This window comes from Proteus sp. PR00224 (genome assembly GCF_016238105.1).
Lineage (GTDB): Bacteria > Pseudomonadota > Gammaproteobacteria > Enterobacterales > Enterobacteriaceae > Proteus.
Genome location: NZ_JAEHQU010000002.1, coordinates 524857 through 542413, shown reverse-complemented (window position 1 = coordinate 542413; position 17557 = coordinate 524857). Strand labels below are relative to the sequence as shown.

General features: G+C 37.8%; 14 protein-coding genes. 3 read left to right on the top strand and 11 right to left on the bottom strand.

Annotated elements, in window-relative coordinates; all coding sequences use genetic code 11:
* Nucleotides 1–57: 57 nt before the first annotated feature.
* Nucleotides 58–1368 carry an inosine/guanosine kinase gene (locus JEP71_RS05725; protein WP_198625893.1) on the top strand — a complete coding sequence of 437 codons (1311 nt, stop codon included), beginning with the start codon at nt 58–60 and terminating at the stop codon, nt 1366–1368.
* Nucleotides 1369–1486: 118 nt separating this feature from the next.
* On the opposite strand, the gene ybaL is transcribed toward JEP71_RS05725, so the two are convergent.
* Both ybaL and JEP71_RS05715 read right to left on the bottom strand, forming a co-directional pair.
* Nucleotides 1487–3247 carry a YbaL family putative K(+) efflux transporter gene (ybaL, locus tag JEP71_RS05720; RefSeq protein WP_198625892.1) on the bottom strand — a complete coding sequence of 587 codons (1761 nt, stop codon included), beginning with the start codon at nt 3245–3247 and terminating at the stop codon, nt 1487–1489.
* 238 nt (nt 3248–3485) lie between these two features.
* Nucleotides 3486–4724 (bottom strand): MFS transporter, encoded by a 1239-nt coding sequence (locus tag JEP71_RS05715; RefSeq protein ID WP_198625891.1) that lies wholly within the window; start codon nt 4722–4724, stop codon nt 3486–3488.
* Nucleotides 4725–4985: 261 nt separating this feature from the next.
* Here JEP71_RS05715 and ushA point away from each other — a divergent pair, with 261 nt between their 5' ends.
* On the top strand, nt 4986–6650 hold the full coding sequence (ushA, locus tag JEP71_RS05710) for a bifunctional UDP-sugar hydrolase/5'-nucleotidase UshA (RefSeq protein ID WP_109371359.1): 1665 nt from the start codon (nt 4986–4988) through the stop codon (nt 6648–6650).
* Nucleotides 6651–6771: 121 nt separating this feature from the next.
* Here the strand turns inward: ushA and ybaK are convergent, their stop codons facing one another.
* The 6 genes from ybaK to copA form a co-directional block, all read right to left on the bottom strand.
* A complete protein-coding gene (gene ybaK / locus JEP71_RS05705; protein ID WP_198620850.1) occupies nt 6772–7251 on the bottom strand; it encodes a Cys-tRNA(Pro)/Cys-tRNA(Cys) deacylase YbaK in 480 nt (159 codons plus the stop codon).
* 34 nt (nt 7252–7285) lie between these two features.
* Nucleotides 7286–8095 (bottom strand): TraB/GumN family protein, encoded by an 810-nt coding sequence (locus JEP71_RS05700; RefSeq protein WP_198620849.1) that lies wholly within the window; start codon nt 8093–8095, stop codon nt 7286–7288.
* Between the two features lie 118 nt (nt 8096–8213).
* Nucleotides 8214–9452 (bottom strand): YadA-like family protein, encoded by a 1239-nt coding sequence (locus tag JEP71_RS05695; RefSeq protein WP_198625890.1) that lies wholly within the window; start codon nt 9450–9452, stop codon nt 8214–8216.
* 537 nt (nt 9453–9989) lie between these two features.
* On the bottom strand, nt 9990–10256 hold the full coding sequence (locus JEP71_RS05690; protein ID WP_198625889.1) for a TULIP family P47-like protein: 267 nt from the start codon (nt 10254–10256) through the stop codon (nt 9990–9992).
* A gap of 10 nt (nt 10257–10266) precedes the next feature.
* Nucleotides 10267–11580: a TULIP family P47-like protein gene (locus tag JEP71_RS05685; RefSeq protein WP_198620847.1), complete on the bottom strand. Its 1314-nt coding sequence runs from the start codon at nt 11578–11580 to the stop codon at nt 10267–10269.
* A 170-nt stretch (nt 11581–11750) separates the two neighbouring features.
* Complete coding sequence (copA, locus tag JEP71_RS05680; protein WP_198625888.1) at nt 11751–14693, bottom strand: copper-exporting P-type ATPase CopA; 2943 nt, start codon at nt 14691–14693, stop codon at nt 11751–11753.
* A 132-nt stretch (nt 14694–14825) separates the two neighbouring features.
* Here copA and cueR point away from each other — a divergent pair, with 132 nt between their 5' ends.
* Complete coding sequence (cueR, locus tag JEP71_RS05675) at nt 14826–15239, top strand: Cu(I)-responsive transcriptional regulator (protein WP_109371351.1); 414 nt, start codon at nt 14826–14828, stop codon at nt 15237–15239.
* Here cueR and JEP71_RS05670 read toward each other — a convergent pair.
* Genes JEP71_RS05670 through JEP71_RS05660 form a run of 3 tightly spaced genes read right to left on the bottom strand, consistent with a single transcriptional unit; the run spans nt 15193 to nt 17502 of the window.
* Nucleotides 15193–15681 (bottom strand): NfeD family protein, encoded by a 489-nt coding sequence (locus JEP71_RS05670; protein WP_160230618.1) that lies wholly within the window; start codon nt 15679–15681, stop codon nt 15193–15195. The two genes, cueR and JEP71_RS05670, sit on opposite strands and share 47 nt — an antisense overlap.
* A 2-nt stretch (nt 15682–15683) precedes the next feature.
* Nucleotides 15684–16607: an SPFH domain-containing protein gene (locus JEP71_RS05665; RefSeq protein WP_088494787.1), complete on the bottom strand. Its 924-nt coding sequence runs from the start codon at nt 16605–16607 to the stop codon at nt 15684–15686.
* Between the two features lie 37 nt (nt 16608–16644).
* Nucleotides 16645–17502: a co-chaperone YbbN gene (locus JEP71_RS05660; RefSeq protein ID WP_198625887.1), complete on the bottom strand. Its 858-nt coding sequence runs from the start codon at nt 17500–17502 to the stop codon at nt 16645–16647.
* Nucleotides 17503–17557 lie beyond the last annotated feature (55 nt).

Genomic DNA, 17557 nt, shown 5'->3' with positions numbered 1-17557 from the left:
TCCCATAATATTGTGTTAACATTGCGCATCTTTTTTAGCTGTGTAGCATCGTTCACAATGAAATTCCCTGGCAAACGAAAATCCAAACACTATTTTCCCGTTAGTTTACGAGATCCTCTATTACAACCCATCATCAATATGACGGAGAGTGAATCCTCTCGCGCTTATATCGTGGGTATTGACCAAACATTGGTTGATATTGAAGCGAAAGTTGATGAAGAGTTTATTAACCGTTATAACTTGAGTCAGGGACACTCTCTTGTTATTGAAGATGATATCGCAGAGGCACTTTATCGTGAATTAACAGACAATAATCTGATAACACACGAATTCGCTGGTGGCACTATTGGTAATACGCTACATAACTACTCTGTATTGGCTGACGACCGCTCTGTGTTATTAGGTACTATGTGTAATAACATTCAGATTGGTAGCTATGCTTATCGTTATTTATGTAACACATCTAGCCGTACTGATCTCAATTACCTCCAAGGTGTTGATGGTGCCATTGGGCGCTGCTTTACGCTGATCACGGAAAATGGTGAACGCACATTTGCTATTAGCCCCGGTCAAATGAATCAACTTAAACCTGAAAGCATTCCGGAAGAGGTGATTGCAGAAGCTTCCGCATTGGTGTTAACGGCTTACTTAGTTCGCTGTAAACCAGGTGAACCGATGCCACTAGCAACCATGAAAGCGATTGAGTATGCGAAAAAATATGATGTGCCGGTCGTTCTCACACTTGGCACAAAATATGTTATTGCAGATGATCCACAATGGTGGCGTGATTTCTTAAAAGAGCACGTTTCTGTTGTCGCCATGAATGAAGATGAAGCTTTTGAATTAACTGGGCATGCAGATCCTCTGTTGGCTTCCGATGTTGCTTTAGAATGGGTTGATTTAGTGCTTTGTACTGCGGGACCTGCTGGGCTTTATATGGGTGGCTATACAGAACACAGCTTTAAGCGCCAAACCACACATCCTTTATTACCCGGTGCTATTGCTGAATTTAATCGTTATGAATTTAGTCGAGCAATGCGTCGTAAAGATTGTGAAGAGCCAGAGAAAGTCTATTCTCATATTGAACCTTATATGGGTGGCCCTGAAAAAATTATGAATACCAATGGTGCGGGTGATGCAGCATTATCAGCATTACTGCATGATATTACAGCAAATAGCTATCATCGCATTAATGTGCCAAATTCAAGTAAGCATCCTCGGACTTATTTAACTTACTCATCATTAGCACAAGTATGTAAATATGCTAACCGAGTGAGTTATCAAGTATTAAGCCAGCATTCTCCACGCTTGACGCGCGGTTTACCTGAAAAAGAAGACAGCTTGGAAGAAGCCTATTGGGAACGCTAAGTTTGTATTGTTTCTAAGTCTTGTTTTATCAGTGTGAAATAAAAAAACCTATCAACATTTATTGATAGGTTTTTTATTGACTTAAATTCTATGGATTTAAGTGATTACCTGTGTTTGATTATTGCGCTGCACTAGGTGCAATGATTTGTTGACCATTTTCAGGTGTATCATCAATAGCGCAACCAAATTCAACTTCTTTAATTAGCATATCCGCCATTGCAGATGCTGTTTGATCTTCATCGATAACGACGTGATTTGCGCCTTTTTCAAGGATAAAAGAAGCTTCTTCATCATAGTTAGCTCGCACGATAATATCGTCAAAATGGGCGCGAACAATGATATTTAAATCAGGGTTCATACTTCTTGCCGTTTCAGCGACATCTGCTGCTTCATAACCATTCGGTATCGTCAGTAATAAAGATTTAGCGCAATCAATACGGGCTAAAGCAAGTGACTCTTTAGTCGATGCATTACCCAGTACTGTGTTTAAACTTTTCTCTTTTAACTCAGCAAATTTATTACGACTATTTTCGATAATCACTAATGGAATAGATTGAGCTAATAATTTTTCAGCAAGCATGCTTCCTGCACGTCCATAGCCGACGATAATGGCGTGACCACAAATATCAACAGGGACAGGCATCTCTTCTTCCAGCTCTTCTTGTTGTAGCTGTTCCACTTCTTCTTTGGTTTCTGTTTTTGCCAGATAACGGTCTAATAAAGAGAACAGAACTGGGTTTAGCATAATCGAGACTAAAGCACCAGCTAAAACAAGATTACGTGCATCTGGCTCTAAAACGTTTAGCGCCACACCTAGACCTGCAAGGATAAAGGCAAACTCACCAATTTGAGCAAGACTGACAGAAATGGTTAAGGCTGTTCGTCGAGAATGCCCAAACATTCGTACAAGCACCAACGCGGCGACAGATTTACCAATAATAATGATAGCCAGTGTTGCTAAGATACCAAGAGGATGTTCAATTAATACCATTGGATCAAACAGCATACCAACGGACACAAAGAACAGAACAGCAAAGGCATCACGCAATGGCAAGGTATCTTGTGCGGCTCTGTGGCTTAACTCAGACTCATTAAGCACCATACCCGCAAAGAAAGCACCTAATGCGAAAGAGGCATCAAATAAAGTCACCGCAGCGTAAGCGATACCTAAAGCGAGTGCTAATACACTCAGCGTAAAGAGTTCACGAGAGCCTGTTGCCGCGGTTTTAGCTAAGATCCACGGAATAAGCTTACGACCAACAATCATCATGATTAAGATAAAGGCTACGACTTTACCGATTGTGATACCTAAATTGATCATGAGTTGAGAAACATTGGTTTGATCGCTGCTTTCCAGCATATTGGCAATAGCTGGGAGTAGTACAAGGGCTAATACCATTGCTAAGTCTTCAACAATCAACCAACCAATGGCAATTTGACCTCGTTGGCTATCAATCAGACCTCTTTCTTCAAGTGCTCGTAAAAGAACGACGGTACTTGCAGTTGAAAGACACAAACCAAACACGATGCCACTAAATAAACCCCAGCCAAAAAATGCTGATAATCCCAACCCTAATAGTGTTGCTACTGCAATTTGAGCAATAGCACCCGGAATAGCGATGGCTTTCACTGCCATCAGATCTTTTAACGAAAAATGTAAACCTACACCAAACATTAGCAGAATAACGCCAATTTCAGCGAGTTCAGGGGCGAGAGATGTATCAGCGACAAAGCCGGGAGTAAATGGACCAGCGAGTACACCCGCAGCAAGATATCCTACTAAAGGTGAGATTTTTAGCCGTTGAGCGATCATGCCTAAAATGTAAGCAAGTGCTAACCCACCAACAATGGTGGTAATGAGGGGTGTTGAATGCGGCATCAATTCTCCTTCTTTTTATAAAACTACATGTATCGGGGGGCGAGTAATATAGCAGGCTGATAGTTTAACGTATTCATGCAATAAATTCGCTAAAAATTATCGATTATTTATAAAAATAGCAAGTTGATTGAGTTTTTTGATGCAAATGCACTTTTTTATGTTATTTTAATCAGTCTTACCTTTTAAAGTAAGAAATACCCTGTTACTAGTTCATTTAGATAACAGGGATAATTACAAGTTATTCAGTTTTATCCACCCCAATATTAGGAAGAAAAATGGTGAAAATACCTAATAGTGGGAGATAAGCACAAATATGATAGACATATTCAATACTTTTCTGATCAGCAACATATCCTAAGACTGCAGCACCAATCCCTCCCATCCCAAAAGCAAGTCCGAAGAAAAGCCCTGAAACCATGCCAGTTTTACCCGGAATTAACTCTTGAGCATAAACTAAGATAGCAGAAAATGCTGAAGCCAAAATCACACCAATGAATACAGTAAGTACGCCAGTCCAATAAAGGCTAGCGTAAGGGAGTATCAGCGTAAAAGGCGCAACACCAAGAATAGATCCCCAAATAACGTATTTTCTGCCAATTTTATCGCCTATGGGGCCACCAATCATGGTGCCAGCAGCGACAGCAAAGAGGAAAACAAATAGGTGAATTTGTGCATTTTGCACTGAAACGCCAAATTTATGTATTAAATAGAAAGTATAGTAGCTACTGATGCTTGCAAGATAAAAATACTTAGAAAAAATCAGAATAAGTAAAATGGCTAAAGAGCCAAAAAGGGCTTTACGTGGCAATATTGCTTTGTTGTTTAGCACCATTGGTTGTTTTTTCTGAGCTTCTTGTTGAATTTTATACCAACGGCTAACTTGTAATAGCACTATAATGGCCAGTAATGCAGCAAGAGAGAACCAACCGACATTACCTTTGCCATAAGGAGCAATCAGTAAAGCCGCCAAAAGAGGACCTAAAGAGCTGCCTAAATTGCCTCCCACTTGGAATAGTGATTGTGCCAGCCCGTGTCTTCCACCTGATGCCATTCTTGCAACACGAGATGATTCAGGATGAAAAATAGACGAGCCTGTACCGACTAATCCTGCTGCGAGTAATAACATTGGGAATGTATCAGCAAAGGCGAGAAGAATAAGCCCTGTTAGCGTAAAACCCATACCAATAGGTAATGAGTAAGGCTTAGGATATTTATCAGTATAGAGACCAATAAAAGGCTGTAACAAGGATGCTGTAATTTGATACGTCAACGTTATCATCCCTATTTGCACAAAGCTGAGAGAAAATTCAGATTGCAACATAGGGTAAATAGCTAATATCAATGATTGGATCATATCATTGAGAAGGTGTGAAAAACTGATAGCAGTTAAAATACTAAAAACCGTATTACGCTTATTGGCTTTTCGTTGTAAAACGTCAGTTTCTTCTATGGGAAGCGTTGGATCGGCATTGCTCATTTTAATTCCCTGCCACATTATTTTGTTAATAAATTGTTTCTATTTTTATTGGTCTAGTTTACATCTATTTGGAGTTGAGTGCTTTTGTGAGAAATAGAGTTTGATTCATGTCTCAAAAAAACTATTGGATCAATGAAATAATAAAAAAATTATATAACCTACGTCATAAAATACAGCAAAAGTATTTAACTTCTGTCTTCTTTTTCTACTGTAGAACCATGGCAGAACCTTCTCAATAAATAATATACATGGGGATATACCATGAGCTTATCTTTTAAATTATCAGCATGCGCATTGACGGTTTCTTTAGCGATGGCGCCTGCGATGTCTCAGGCATGGGAAAAGGATAAAACCTACGAAATAACTATTCTACATACTAATGATCATCATGGTCATTTCTGGCATAACGATCGTGGTGAATATGGCTTAGCTGCACAAAAAACGGTTGTTGATAATATTCGTGATGAAGTGGCTAAAAAAGGCGGTAGCGTACTGCTGTTATCAGGTGGTGATATCAATACGGGTGTACCAGAATCTGATTTACAAGATGCAGAGCCTGATTTTAAAGGTATGAATCTTGTGGGCTATGATGCAATGGCATTGGGTAACCATGAATTCGATAATCCATTAGAGGTTTTACGTCAACAAGAAAAATGGGCAACATTCCCATTCTTATCTGCAAATATTTATCAAAAAAGTACGGGTGAGCGTTTATTCAAGCCTTACACCATTTTTGATAAGCAAGGTGTCAAAATTGCAGTATTAGGCTTAACGACTGATGATACTGTGCGTATTGGTAACCCAGCAAACTTCCCCGATACTGAATTCCGCAAACCGTCTGATGAAGCTAAAAAAGTTGTAGAAGAACTGCGTACAACGGAAAAACCAGACATTATTATCGCAGCAACTCATATGGGTCACTATGATGATGGTAATCACGGCTCTAACGCACCGGGTGATGTGGAAATGGCGCGTGCGTTACCAAAAGGTTACCTTGATATGATTGTGGGTGGTCACTCACAAGATCCTGTTTGTATGTCTCAAGAGAATAAAAACTACAAACAAGCGGATTATGTACCAGGAACACCTTGTGCACCAGATAACCAAAATGGTACATGGATTGTTCAGGCTCATGAATGGGGCAAATATGTTGGTCGTGCAGATTTCGAATTCCGTAATGGTGTATTCACGCTAAAACATTACCAATTAATCCCAATCAACTTAAATCAGAAAGTGAAGAAAGACGATGGCACAACTGAACTCGTTTACTACACTAAAGAAATTCCTCATAACCCTGAAATGATGAAACTGCTGACACCTTACCAAGAAAAAGGTGGTGAGCAACTGAATGTTAAAGTGGGTGAGGTTGTTGGTAAATTAGAAGGTGATCGTAGTAAAGTTCGCTTTGTTCAAACCAATATGGCACGTCTATTATTATCAGCTCAAGCTGAACGTGCGAATGCAGACTTTGCCATTATGAGCGGTGGTGGTGTTCGTGATTCTATTGAGTCTGGTGATATCACTTACAAAGATGTTCTGAAAGTTCAACCATTCGCGAACGAACTGGTTTATGTTGATTTTAAAGGTGAAGAAGTCGAACCTTATTTATCAGCTGTTGCATGTATGAAAGTAGACTCTGGTGCTTATGCACAATTCTACAATGTTAGCTTAACCGTAGATGCAGACTGTAAAGTTAGCGATGTTAAAATTGCAGGTAAACCATTAGATAAAACAAAATCTTACCGTATGGCGACACTGAACTTTAACGGTATTGGTGGTGATGGTTATCCGAAAATTGATACACACCCAGGTTATGTAAATACGGGTTTCGTTGATGCTGAAGTATTAAAAGGTTATATCGAATCACACTCTCCATTGAAAGCTGATGATTTCGAACCTAAAGGCGAAATTGTTTACAAAAAATAAATCTTACCAATAACGCTTATATAGACAAAAGGCGACATCTAATGTCGCCTTTTATTTGGGGTCTAAATCACGTTAATTTCTTATTTTGAGGATGAGCCTTAAAATAAAAAATCATTAAGGATTATGACTCTTTACGAATAAGTGCAAATTGAGCACCTAATACAGTGCCTAAATCTTTTGCTGATAATTCAATATCTAAGCCACGTTTACCACCAGAAACAAATATAGTGTCAAATTCGAGTGCTTGTTCATCAATCACTGTTGGTAGGCGTTTTTTCTGACCTAATGGACTTATTCCACCCACTAAATAACCCGTGACCTTTTGTGCAATTTGGGGATCTGCCATATCTGCTTTTTTAGCCTTAAAGCATTTAGCAACGAGTTTTAAATCTAACTGACCAGAAACCGGTGTTACTGCAACGGCAAGATTCTTAGCATCTCCATTTAAGGCCACTAAAAGTGTTTTGAATACTTGGCGGTTATCTAAACCGAGTTTTTCGACCGCTTCATCACCAAAATTATGGACATTAGCATCATGCTCATAAGGATGAAGGGTAAATTTGATTTTTTGTTTTTCCAGTAAATTTACAGCGGGAGTCATAGTTATTCCTACTTACAAGGTTAGAACAATATCTTTATACTTGGGATGTTAATAAATCGATCAAATTTTCTTCGCCAAATAAATGAAGGGCGCCGACAGTTACCACATAACGACCTGCGGGTAATGTTGATAACGTGCTTACCCATTTTTGGTTACGGCTTTCCATCAAAATATCAAATACAGCTTTACTAAAGGTATTCGGTAAAGGCGGTTGTTTCTCTCTACTATTATAATTTAACCACCAATTGATCATGATTTGCAATGTACGTGCATTATCGTGCCAATTTCTTAGCGTATCCTCGAGTAATTGCTGACCATCATGAGGAAAATCCAATAATAGTGCGACCTGACTCTCAATACCTTCAAGCTCTATGATGTTTTTTTGGTGTTTATTTGCATGCTGAATGACTTGATAATCAATACCATATTGCGGTTGTAATCCAAGTTGCATGGCTTGGGTTGATTGTAAAATTAACGCAATTTGCCAAAGTGGTTTATTTTCAATTTGATAAAGAGAAAGCGAGAGATCTTCACAGTGTTGAATAATTTGAGAAAAAAGTGTTTCATTTAAACGAGTTTCTAATGGTTCTCTAAAGAGAGAGGCTTGATCAAAAGGTTGTACATCCGTTGAGATATCCGCTTCAACAATAATCGCATCTGCATTTTTTATTTCGTTAATAAGCACATTGGAGAGTGGTGACATTGTGGGAACACCCATATGGATACTGCCTACAAGGTGTAAAGAGATATTATTTGGTAGCGTAATATCAACGGCAGGGTAAGGATAATGCTGAGCGTTTTTTATCCCTATCCAGTTTTTAACTTTCTGAAAAATACCCGTCATTTGATACGCTCCTTTAAGTGTCGATCACTAAACCTCAGCATAACGGATTTTTAATTGAATGAAACAGAGAAAACGAAGCTTTACTTAGCTTTCTCTGTTTTTACTTTAGGCTGAATGACTACCAACTAATGCCTACCCCCCCCGCAGAGACCCAACTATTTGTCTCATTCCATGCTGTTGATGCTCTGACTTTAACATTTTCATTAATACGATATTGCATACCCCAAGCGAGGGCTGTGGCATTACGATAATTACCAATACCAATGGCTGTACTAAATGTTGCTGTATCGGTAAAAGGTAAATTACTCATTGCCGCAACAGAGGCAATACCTTGGTTAGCACGTTTTTCGACTTTATAAAAACGGTTTTGAGTGTCAGATTTAAAATATTCAAAGTCACTTTTTAATGTTTTAAATTCATTTCTTGAGATTGATTGTTCAGTATAGAGCGTTGCAAAATGGCTTTTTAATGAAATATTATTTCCATTAATATTTAGATTATCTATATAGTCTTTCGTAATATTGTCAATGTCACTTTTGTTCGCTCTTATATTATCAGTGTTACTATTTATAATTTGCGTGTTTGTATCAATATCATTTTTATTTTTTTCCGTTAATTCATTATTGTTATCAATAATTAACTTTTGTTCTTGAATTTTAGTCTCATTATTTTTAATGTTTTCTGATAATCTTTTCTTATTATCTAAAATTGAATTATTTAGCATTCTAGTATCTTGCTCTTGTAACTTACTCATCTGGGCTAGATCTTGTTTTGTGTTTTTTTCTAATAACAATAAAAAACGGTTTTTGGTATTGAGATTATCGACTATTTTATGTAGTCTCTCGGGAGACTCTAGATCATCTAATGTTAATGCACTATCTTGAGTACTGTAGATCATTGTTTCCGCATGCTTGATTATATTAATAACTTCATTACGGTTTTTTTCGGTCAATAAATCTTTTTCTGATAAATAACCCACCATTCCCATTTTTAAATCACTATTGCTAGATTGAATATAAATATAACCATTTTTATTAACGATATTTTGCTTTATAAGATCGGCAGAATCGGTTAAATTTCGATTTCTTAAGTATTTTTCTAAATCTTTAGCTACGCTACTATTTAATTCAATACCATAGGCTTCTTTATCTTTATTTGTTCCTTTTACTATATTAATTAAATTACTATCAACTATCTGATTAAAAACCGTTGATACTAAATAGCTTTTTTTATTTTCTCGCTCTTCATTTTCTGGCGTGATTACATCAGAGAATGGGGGGGTATTTACTGTGTTTGAAAAAACACAGGAAGAATAAATGATAGATACTGTTGCGATAAAAATATTTTTATATTTCAATTTTAAATCCTTTTAAAAATAAAATGATGTTGATTTTTCACTAATATATTCTGAATGCTAATTTTTTATTTAATATAAATAAACACCCTTATTATTAGAGTGATTTTTATGTCAATGTTATATTTATTTTATGAATAATAAAAAATAATGAAATATTTATAATATATTGCTATTCTAGCGCTAAGAGGGCGGAGTAATGACTCTCTTGTATAATGAGAAATTCCTCTTTGACTGGCCGATAGAAATATCGGCTTTTTTTTAATTGATTGATAATTCAGTATTTAATCTTTGGAAAAAAGATAAATCTTCTCTTTGAGATGATTTATCTTTCATATAATTAGGTTGTTGGTATCACAGTATCATCAAAAAATAAATGATTGGATTAATTATCTACATCCATTGAGATCCCCATAACTAGGCTAGTCTGAAAATTGGCACCAAGTAAGGTGTAATTTGATAAAGAAGTCCATTGTGTTGCACCTATACAATTAGTGGAAAAAGTGTTTAAAGCAGGAATTTGATCATATTCTTGTTGAGTTACGGCTTTAGCGATGCCAATAGAACCCGTAATTGAACCTGAAATGGTGGCTTCTGCACCTGCTTCATTTTCAATTGAACATCACCTCCAGCACCAGCTGGGATTAATTGCCATGACTCCCAATGTCCCGATATCGTAATATCAGTAGCGTCTTTATAGTCAAAAGTGCTTGGAAAGCTTTTTTGTACCATTATTGCTTTATTTACAATAGGAAAAGAAGCGAGATAAGCCGTATCCCAACCAAATGTGCTCACTGAGTTATTCATAATGTTTTCCTTAATTTAATTTTCCTTGCATATAAACATTATCGGCTAACCCACCCGCATCAATCGTCATATTCTGCTGACCATTCCAACTGACGAGTCCTGGCGCTAGCTCCCTTAATGATTGAGCTGTTTTTGATGAGGTGAGTGTACCCATTGAGTTTTCAATAGAAAGGCTGATGGCTTCAATTACAATATTCATAATGCCAAATGTTAAAGCACCTAGTCCTTGTTCCCAACATGGAATATGTTCATTTTTTGTTGCTGATTTATTTGGATCAGAATTAAAAGACAATGTTTTTGTTGATACATTAAATGAGGATGGATTAATTGATGTGACAGTATTTATAATATAAGCTCCGGTTAATCCAGTGATATTTGTATGTGTTGAAACATAACACCACATTTTATTATCTTCAATATGAAAATTAATGTCGGTGACTGTTGGTGTGTAATAAATTAAATCAACTTTGACTGCATTAAGATTAAAATTATTATTTAAATTTATTACATTATTTTCTAAACGAAAATCATAAAAAGTAGAATTCCCTTGAAAACTTAAAGGCAATGAAGGTATAACAACATTTAATAGAAAAGCCCTCGCCGATAATATAAAACCAAAATCTTTATTAAATAATAAATTGGTATCAAAACTACGAGGTAAATTAGTGATCGATACATTCTCTAACATACCTAAAATGGCAATACCACCTAAAGCACCACTAACAGGCTGTTGATAGGCATAGGTAAGTTTTTTAGGTGTCAACCAATTTGCATTTTCTCCTGTTGGTGAAGGTAATATATTGGCAAATACAAAATTAAGTTGCTCTGCATTTTGTATAAAAACACGAGATAAACCAATAGTGAGTAGTGCTGCACCTAAAGAGGCTTCTTGCGGGTGAGATCGAAGATATTTTCCTAAGTTTCCACTCACATCTGGGTTAATCACAGTGACTGCACCAAAAGTCATATCACCTTTGTTTTTCCCTTCTATTAAACAATTAAAAACAAGTTTATAAAGTACGGTTTGATCACTCCCTTTAATTAACTTTAATTGCATTTCTATTAAGGGAATCACATTATTAAGAGTAATTGTTTCATTGAATTGCTTAATGAAAAGCACCCCTGTTTTAATAGGAGTTTCAAATTGAAGTAAATTACCACTACCACCAGAAACAATTTTCCATGAGTCAAAAATTCCTGTGATTTTAATTTCCGAATCTTCATATTCAAAAGATTGAATAAGTTGATTTTTATTATTAGATAATTGTTTATTTATATAATTACCTGAACAAGCGTATATAACATCCCATCTGTAATTATTCATAGATTTTCCTTTATTATATAAGGTGTCTTTTACCTTATTATTTTTAAGTGAAAATTTATAGAATGAATAATAATAGAGATATTTTTATTTTCAGTTGATTGAAGTGTAAAAACACCGCTTTTACTAATAAGTAAAAAAGCGGTGTTTTTTTTAATTAAAGCTTACTTAGTTTATTGCTTAGGTTTAAAACGCAATAAACGGTTTGCATTGCTAACAACAGTAATGGAAGACAGCGCCATTGCAGCACCCGCAACCACTGGATTTAACAGTGTGCCAGTGAAAGGATATAAAATACCCGCTGCAATAGGGATACCTAAGCTATTGTAAACAAAGGCACCGAATAAATTCTGCTTCATATTACGTAGTGTACCTTTTGAGATCTCAACCGCATCGGCAACACCATGCAAACTATGACGCATTAATGTGATAGCTGCTGTTTCAATAGCAATATCACTACCTCCACCCATTGCAATACCGACATCTGCTTTTGCTAGTGCTGGCGCATCGTTAATACCATCACCAATCATTGCAACACGACGACCTTGTGCTTGAAGCTCTGTTATCGCTTGTGCTTTACCTTCTGGCATGACACCTGCGATAACTTGGTCAATACCTGCTTCTTTTGCTATTGCATTTGCAGTAATTGGATTATCACCCGTTAACATCACTAGGCGATAGCCCTGATTATGTAAACGTTGTAATGCACTTACAGTATCTTCTCTTAGAGGATCACGGATAGAGAGAAGGGCGGCAATCTTACCTTCTTGAGCTAATAAGACTGGAGTAACACCTTTCGCTGCTTGAGTGTCAATAAGTGAATTAATTTCACTAATATCAATACCTGATTCAAGCATCAATTTAGGGTTGCCTAAAAGCACTGTTTTTCCGTTAATTTCGCCACTTAACCCCATTCCTGCAAGAGTGCGGAATTGGCTTATTTCAGGTAAATCAATGCCTTCAGCTCGCGTTAAAATGGCTTTAGCTAATGGGTGATTAGAACCATTTTCCAACGATGCTGCCAATGCAAGTGCTTGAGTTTCATCTACTTGATTGAAAGTATGAATTTCAGTGACCTGAGGCATACCTTCTGTCAGTGTTCCTGTTTTATCAAAGACTAAAGTATCTAGTTTGCTCGCTTGTTGTAGTGCGTCTGCATCACGAACTAACACGCCATATTCAGCCGCACGACCTACACCTGAAATAATCGACATAGGAGTAGCCAAACCTAAAGCACAAGGGCAAGCGATGATAAGAACGGTTGTGATAATCACCAGTGCATAGGTAATTTGTGGCGACGGACCAAAGAAATACCAAATAGCACCAGCAATAAGAGCGATAGCAACGACAACAGGTACAAATACACCTGAAATTTTATCCGCTAGCTGGCCTATTTCAGGTTTACTACTTTGCGCTTGGCGAACTAATTTGATAATACGAGCAAGTGTTGTTTTACTTCCCACCGCTGCCGCTTTAAATAGAACTGAGCCATCTTGAACCGTTGTTCCCGCATGAATAGTGTCACCCACAGTTTTTTGTTGTGGAATTGGCTCGCCTGTCAGCATTGCCTCATCCATCCATACTTCACCTTGGATAATTTCACCATCAACCGGCACTTTATCACCTGTTGCTAAACGTAAGGTCATTCCTTGTTTAACATCAGCTAATGGCATTTCAACTTCACCGTTTTCAGTTATGACTCTTGCTGTTGGCGGAGTTAAATCTAATAGCCGTTCCAGTGCTTTGGATGAACGCTGGCGTGCTCTTTGCTCAAGCATATGACCCAGATTGATTAAACCGATGATCATCGCACTGGCTTCATAATAGAGATGTCGCGCTTGGGCAGGGAACACTTCTGGCCATAAGTTCACGGTAATGGAATAGAGCCACGCTGTTCCTGTTCCTAACGCAACGAGGGTATCCATTGTTGCACTGCGGTTTTTTAAACTCTGCCATGCGCTACGATAGAAATGACCACCAGCAACAACCATCACAAACAGCGTTGCAATACCAATGCCTAACCAGATGCTGTGATTGGCTTCTGTCAGCATCATATTGTCGCCGATCATTCCCCAAATCATTACGGGGATACCAACAACTAAGGCCAATGCAGCTTGCCAGCGAAAACGTTTCATATTGGCAACAGCAACTTCTTGCTGACGTTCTCTGCGTTTTACATCGTCTTGAATAATTTCAGCGCCATAACCCGCTTTTTCAATAGCAGTCACAAGTGCGTCATGATCGATTTCACCAGTCACTAATGCACTACGTTCAGCAAGATTTACACGCACATTTTCAACGCCATCAACAGATTGTAATGCTTTGTGAACCTTGCTTACGCAACTTGCACAGGTCATGCCATCAATTAAAAGCTGAACACTGCTGTCATCGTCAGTATCAATTTCAGCGCCATTATTAATATCAGCATTCTCAACTGGAATATCACAAACAGCCGCTGACGATGCTTCCAGTTGCGCATGCGTTTGCGTCAGCGGCTCAGTTTTTGGGAAATCAGTACCTGCTAGTTGTGCTTCAAAACCTGCTTCTGTAATGGCAGTAATTAAGGTTTCAGCGGTTGCAGAACCAGTCACTTTTGCATGTGTTAATTCAACTTCAGCTGTTTCAACACCTGCAGTATTTTCTAGTGCTTTTTTAACTGAACCGACACAGTGACCACAATTTAAGCCAGATAGAGTTAAATTAATTACGTTGTCAGTGGGCGCTAGGCTTGCTTGAAAACCTTCCGCCGTAATCGCTGTAATTAAAGTATCTGCCGTAGCATCACCAAAAATTTCAGCTGACTCTTTTGTCACATTAACTGCGGCAACGCCTTCAATGGCTAATAATGCTTTTTCAGTTTTACCGACACACTTCATACAGTTAAGCCCACTTAGGCTTAATTTTACATCGGGTTGTGTTGCTACACTTGCTTCATAGCCTGCATCTTCAATTGTTTTGATTAAGCTTTCAGCAGTTGCATCGCTGTCAATTTTAGCGTATTGAATAGTCACAATTGCCTGCTCTATATCATTGCGAGCATCAAGTGCTTTTTTTACACTGTTAACACAGTGGGAGCAGGAAAGTCCTTGTAGTGCGAGTATTATAGTTTTTGCCATGTTAATTTATCTCCGACATAAAAGCGTTACCTCTATTATTGCGCAATATTCGGTAACTTGCTTTCTTTAAAGGTTTTTTCTTATTGAGATAAAGGCTAAACCTTTCCGCAAGGGGAAGGTCAAGGGGGAATTTTGAATATTAGTGAAATCGCAAATAAAACAGGATTAACAGCTAAAGCTATTCGGTTTTATGAAGAAAAAGACTTGATAACGCCACCGGGAAGAGGTGAAAACGGCTATCGCTATTATCAGGCTCAACATATCGAAGAGTTGACATTATTACGACAAGCACGAGAGGTGGGCTTTAATTTAGAAGAGTGCCGTGCTTTATTGATGTTGCTAAGAAATCCTTCACGTCATAGTGCTGACGTGAAAGAAGCCACCTTAAAAAAAGTGGCCGAAATTGAGAAAACAATTAATGAGCTTAATGCCATTCGCCAGCGATTACTGTTATTAGCCAGCGAGTGCCCCGGAGATGATGGTGCAGATTGCCCCATCATCAATCATTTGTCAGGGTGTTGTCATCACCAGAAACAGCCGATTTAAGCGCAATCACTTGTAAGGTAATACCATCAATTGCGGTTACTGTTACCTTATCGCCAGCAAGTAATGGCGTGTCTGAATAAACACGCCAACTGCCATCAGCTAATTTTACGCGACTAAAACCATTTTCAGTATCTGATAATAAAACAGCATGAACACCAATCAGTTGATGCGTTTTCTGATTTAAGTTTTCAGCTTCTTTTGATAGTTTTCTGCGTTTAAGCCAAAGGTGCCAAAGTAAAGCACTAATAACCGTTAATATCGCAAATAAAATACCTTGAATAGGCCAGCTAATAGGCAATATCCATGTGATCAACGATACACACAGAGCCGCCATTCCTGACCATAAAAGGTATCCTGCTGTTCCTAACATTTCTGTAATTAACAGCAAGCCACCAAGACAAAGCCAGAAAAGTGCAGGTTGAGCACTAATCCATTCAATCATAATTAATTGCTCTTGTTGCCAGAGTCACTTTTTTTGGTATTGAGTAATTCAGAAATACCGCCAATCGCACCCATGAGATTACTTGCTTCTAATGGCATCATAATAACTTTACTGTTATTAGCTGAACCAATTTGAGACAGTGCATCAGTATATTTTTGAGCAACAAAGTAGTTAATTGCTTGCATATCACCTTTTGCAATGGCCTCAGATACCATTTGTGTTGCTTTGGCTTCTGCTTCTGCCGCACGTTCACGGGCTTCTGCTTGTAAGAACGCAGATTGACGCTCACCTTCTGCTTTCAGTATTTGTCCTTGTTTCTCACCTTCAGCCTTTAAGATAGCCGCTTGACGAATACCTTCAGCTTCAAGAATGTCGGCACGTTTAGTACGTTCAGCTTTCATCTGCGCATTCATTGCAGAAATCAATTCTTTTGGTGGGCGGACATCACGAATTTCAATACGGGTAATTTTGATACCCCAAGGGTTTGTTGCATCATCAACAATCAGTAAAAGGCGGCTATTGATTTGGTCACGTTGAGAAAGAATTTCATCAAGTTCCATTGAGCCTAACACCGTACGAATATTAGTGAGTGTTAAGTTAATAATCGCAAGTTCAAGGTTATTAACTTCATACGCGGCTTTTACAGGATCGATAACTTGAATAAAGCAGACTGCATCAATGCTGACGTTGGCGTTATCACGAGAAATGACTTCTTGAGAAGGAATATCCAGTACTTGTTCCATCATATTGATACGGCGACCAATACGATCAACAAATGGCACGAGAATTTGGAGTCCTGGAGTCAGAGTTCGAGTGTAACGACCAAAACGTTCGACAGTCCACTGATAACCTTGTGGAACGGTTTTAACACCACATAAAACTAAAATAATAGCGAATAAGATGATAATACCAATGACTATTTCCATATACCTGTCCTAAGTCTGCTTGAATAAGAAAATAAAATTAATAAAGTAAAGAATACACCATACGACGATATTTAGACGCCAAATTATCATTAGTACCTAAGGCTGATAGAATATCCATCAGGGTTTTCTTAACTTGCCCATCACCTGCATTTAGATCTTTTTTGATAAAGCTAAATAGCAACTCTAACGCCTCTTCATTGCGAGCAACTTCATGTAATTTTAGTGCAAGTTGAATGGCAAGATTGGTTTTTTCAGGTTGTTGATTAAAATCGCTCTGCAATTGTTGGATTTCAGGCGTATCAGCAGCCTGTTTTTGTAATTCAATTTGCGCTAACAAACTATGGTAGTAACTATCTTGATCTTGTAATGGGATGGTAATTAACAGCGTTTGAGCTTCTTCATTTTTATTTAAAGAAATTAAAGCGCCCGCTAACGCAAGGGTAATTTCACTGTTTTTAGGTGCGAGTTGATGGGCTTCTTTAAGCAAAGGTAGAGCTTCCTCGGCTTTTCCTTCAGAAAGTAATTGCGCCGCTTGTGCCGCTTTTAATTCTTCTGGTTTGGGTAATACATTTGCTAACACTTGGCGAATTGCTTCTTCAGGTTGAGGGCCTTGGAAGCCATCAACTGGGCGACCTTCTTGTAAAATATAAACAGTTGGAATAGCACGTAGACCAAATTGTGAGGCAATCATTTGTTCAACATCACAATCCAATTTAGCTAAAATAAATTGATCAGCAAATTCGGCTGCCAGTTTATCTAATGTTGCGCCAAGCTCTGCACAATGAGGGCTACGTTCTGAATAGAAATACATCATGACCGGTTTATTCATCGATTGTTCTATAACTTGTTGAATATTTGATTCATTTACATCAACAATATGTGCAGTTGCTAACATTAACTTGCCCCTTTTTGAGAGTTTTAAATATAGATGCGATTTATAAAGCTATTTT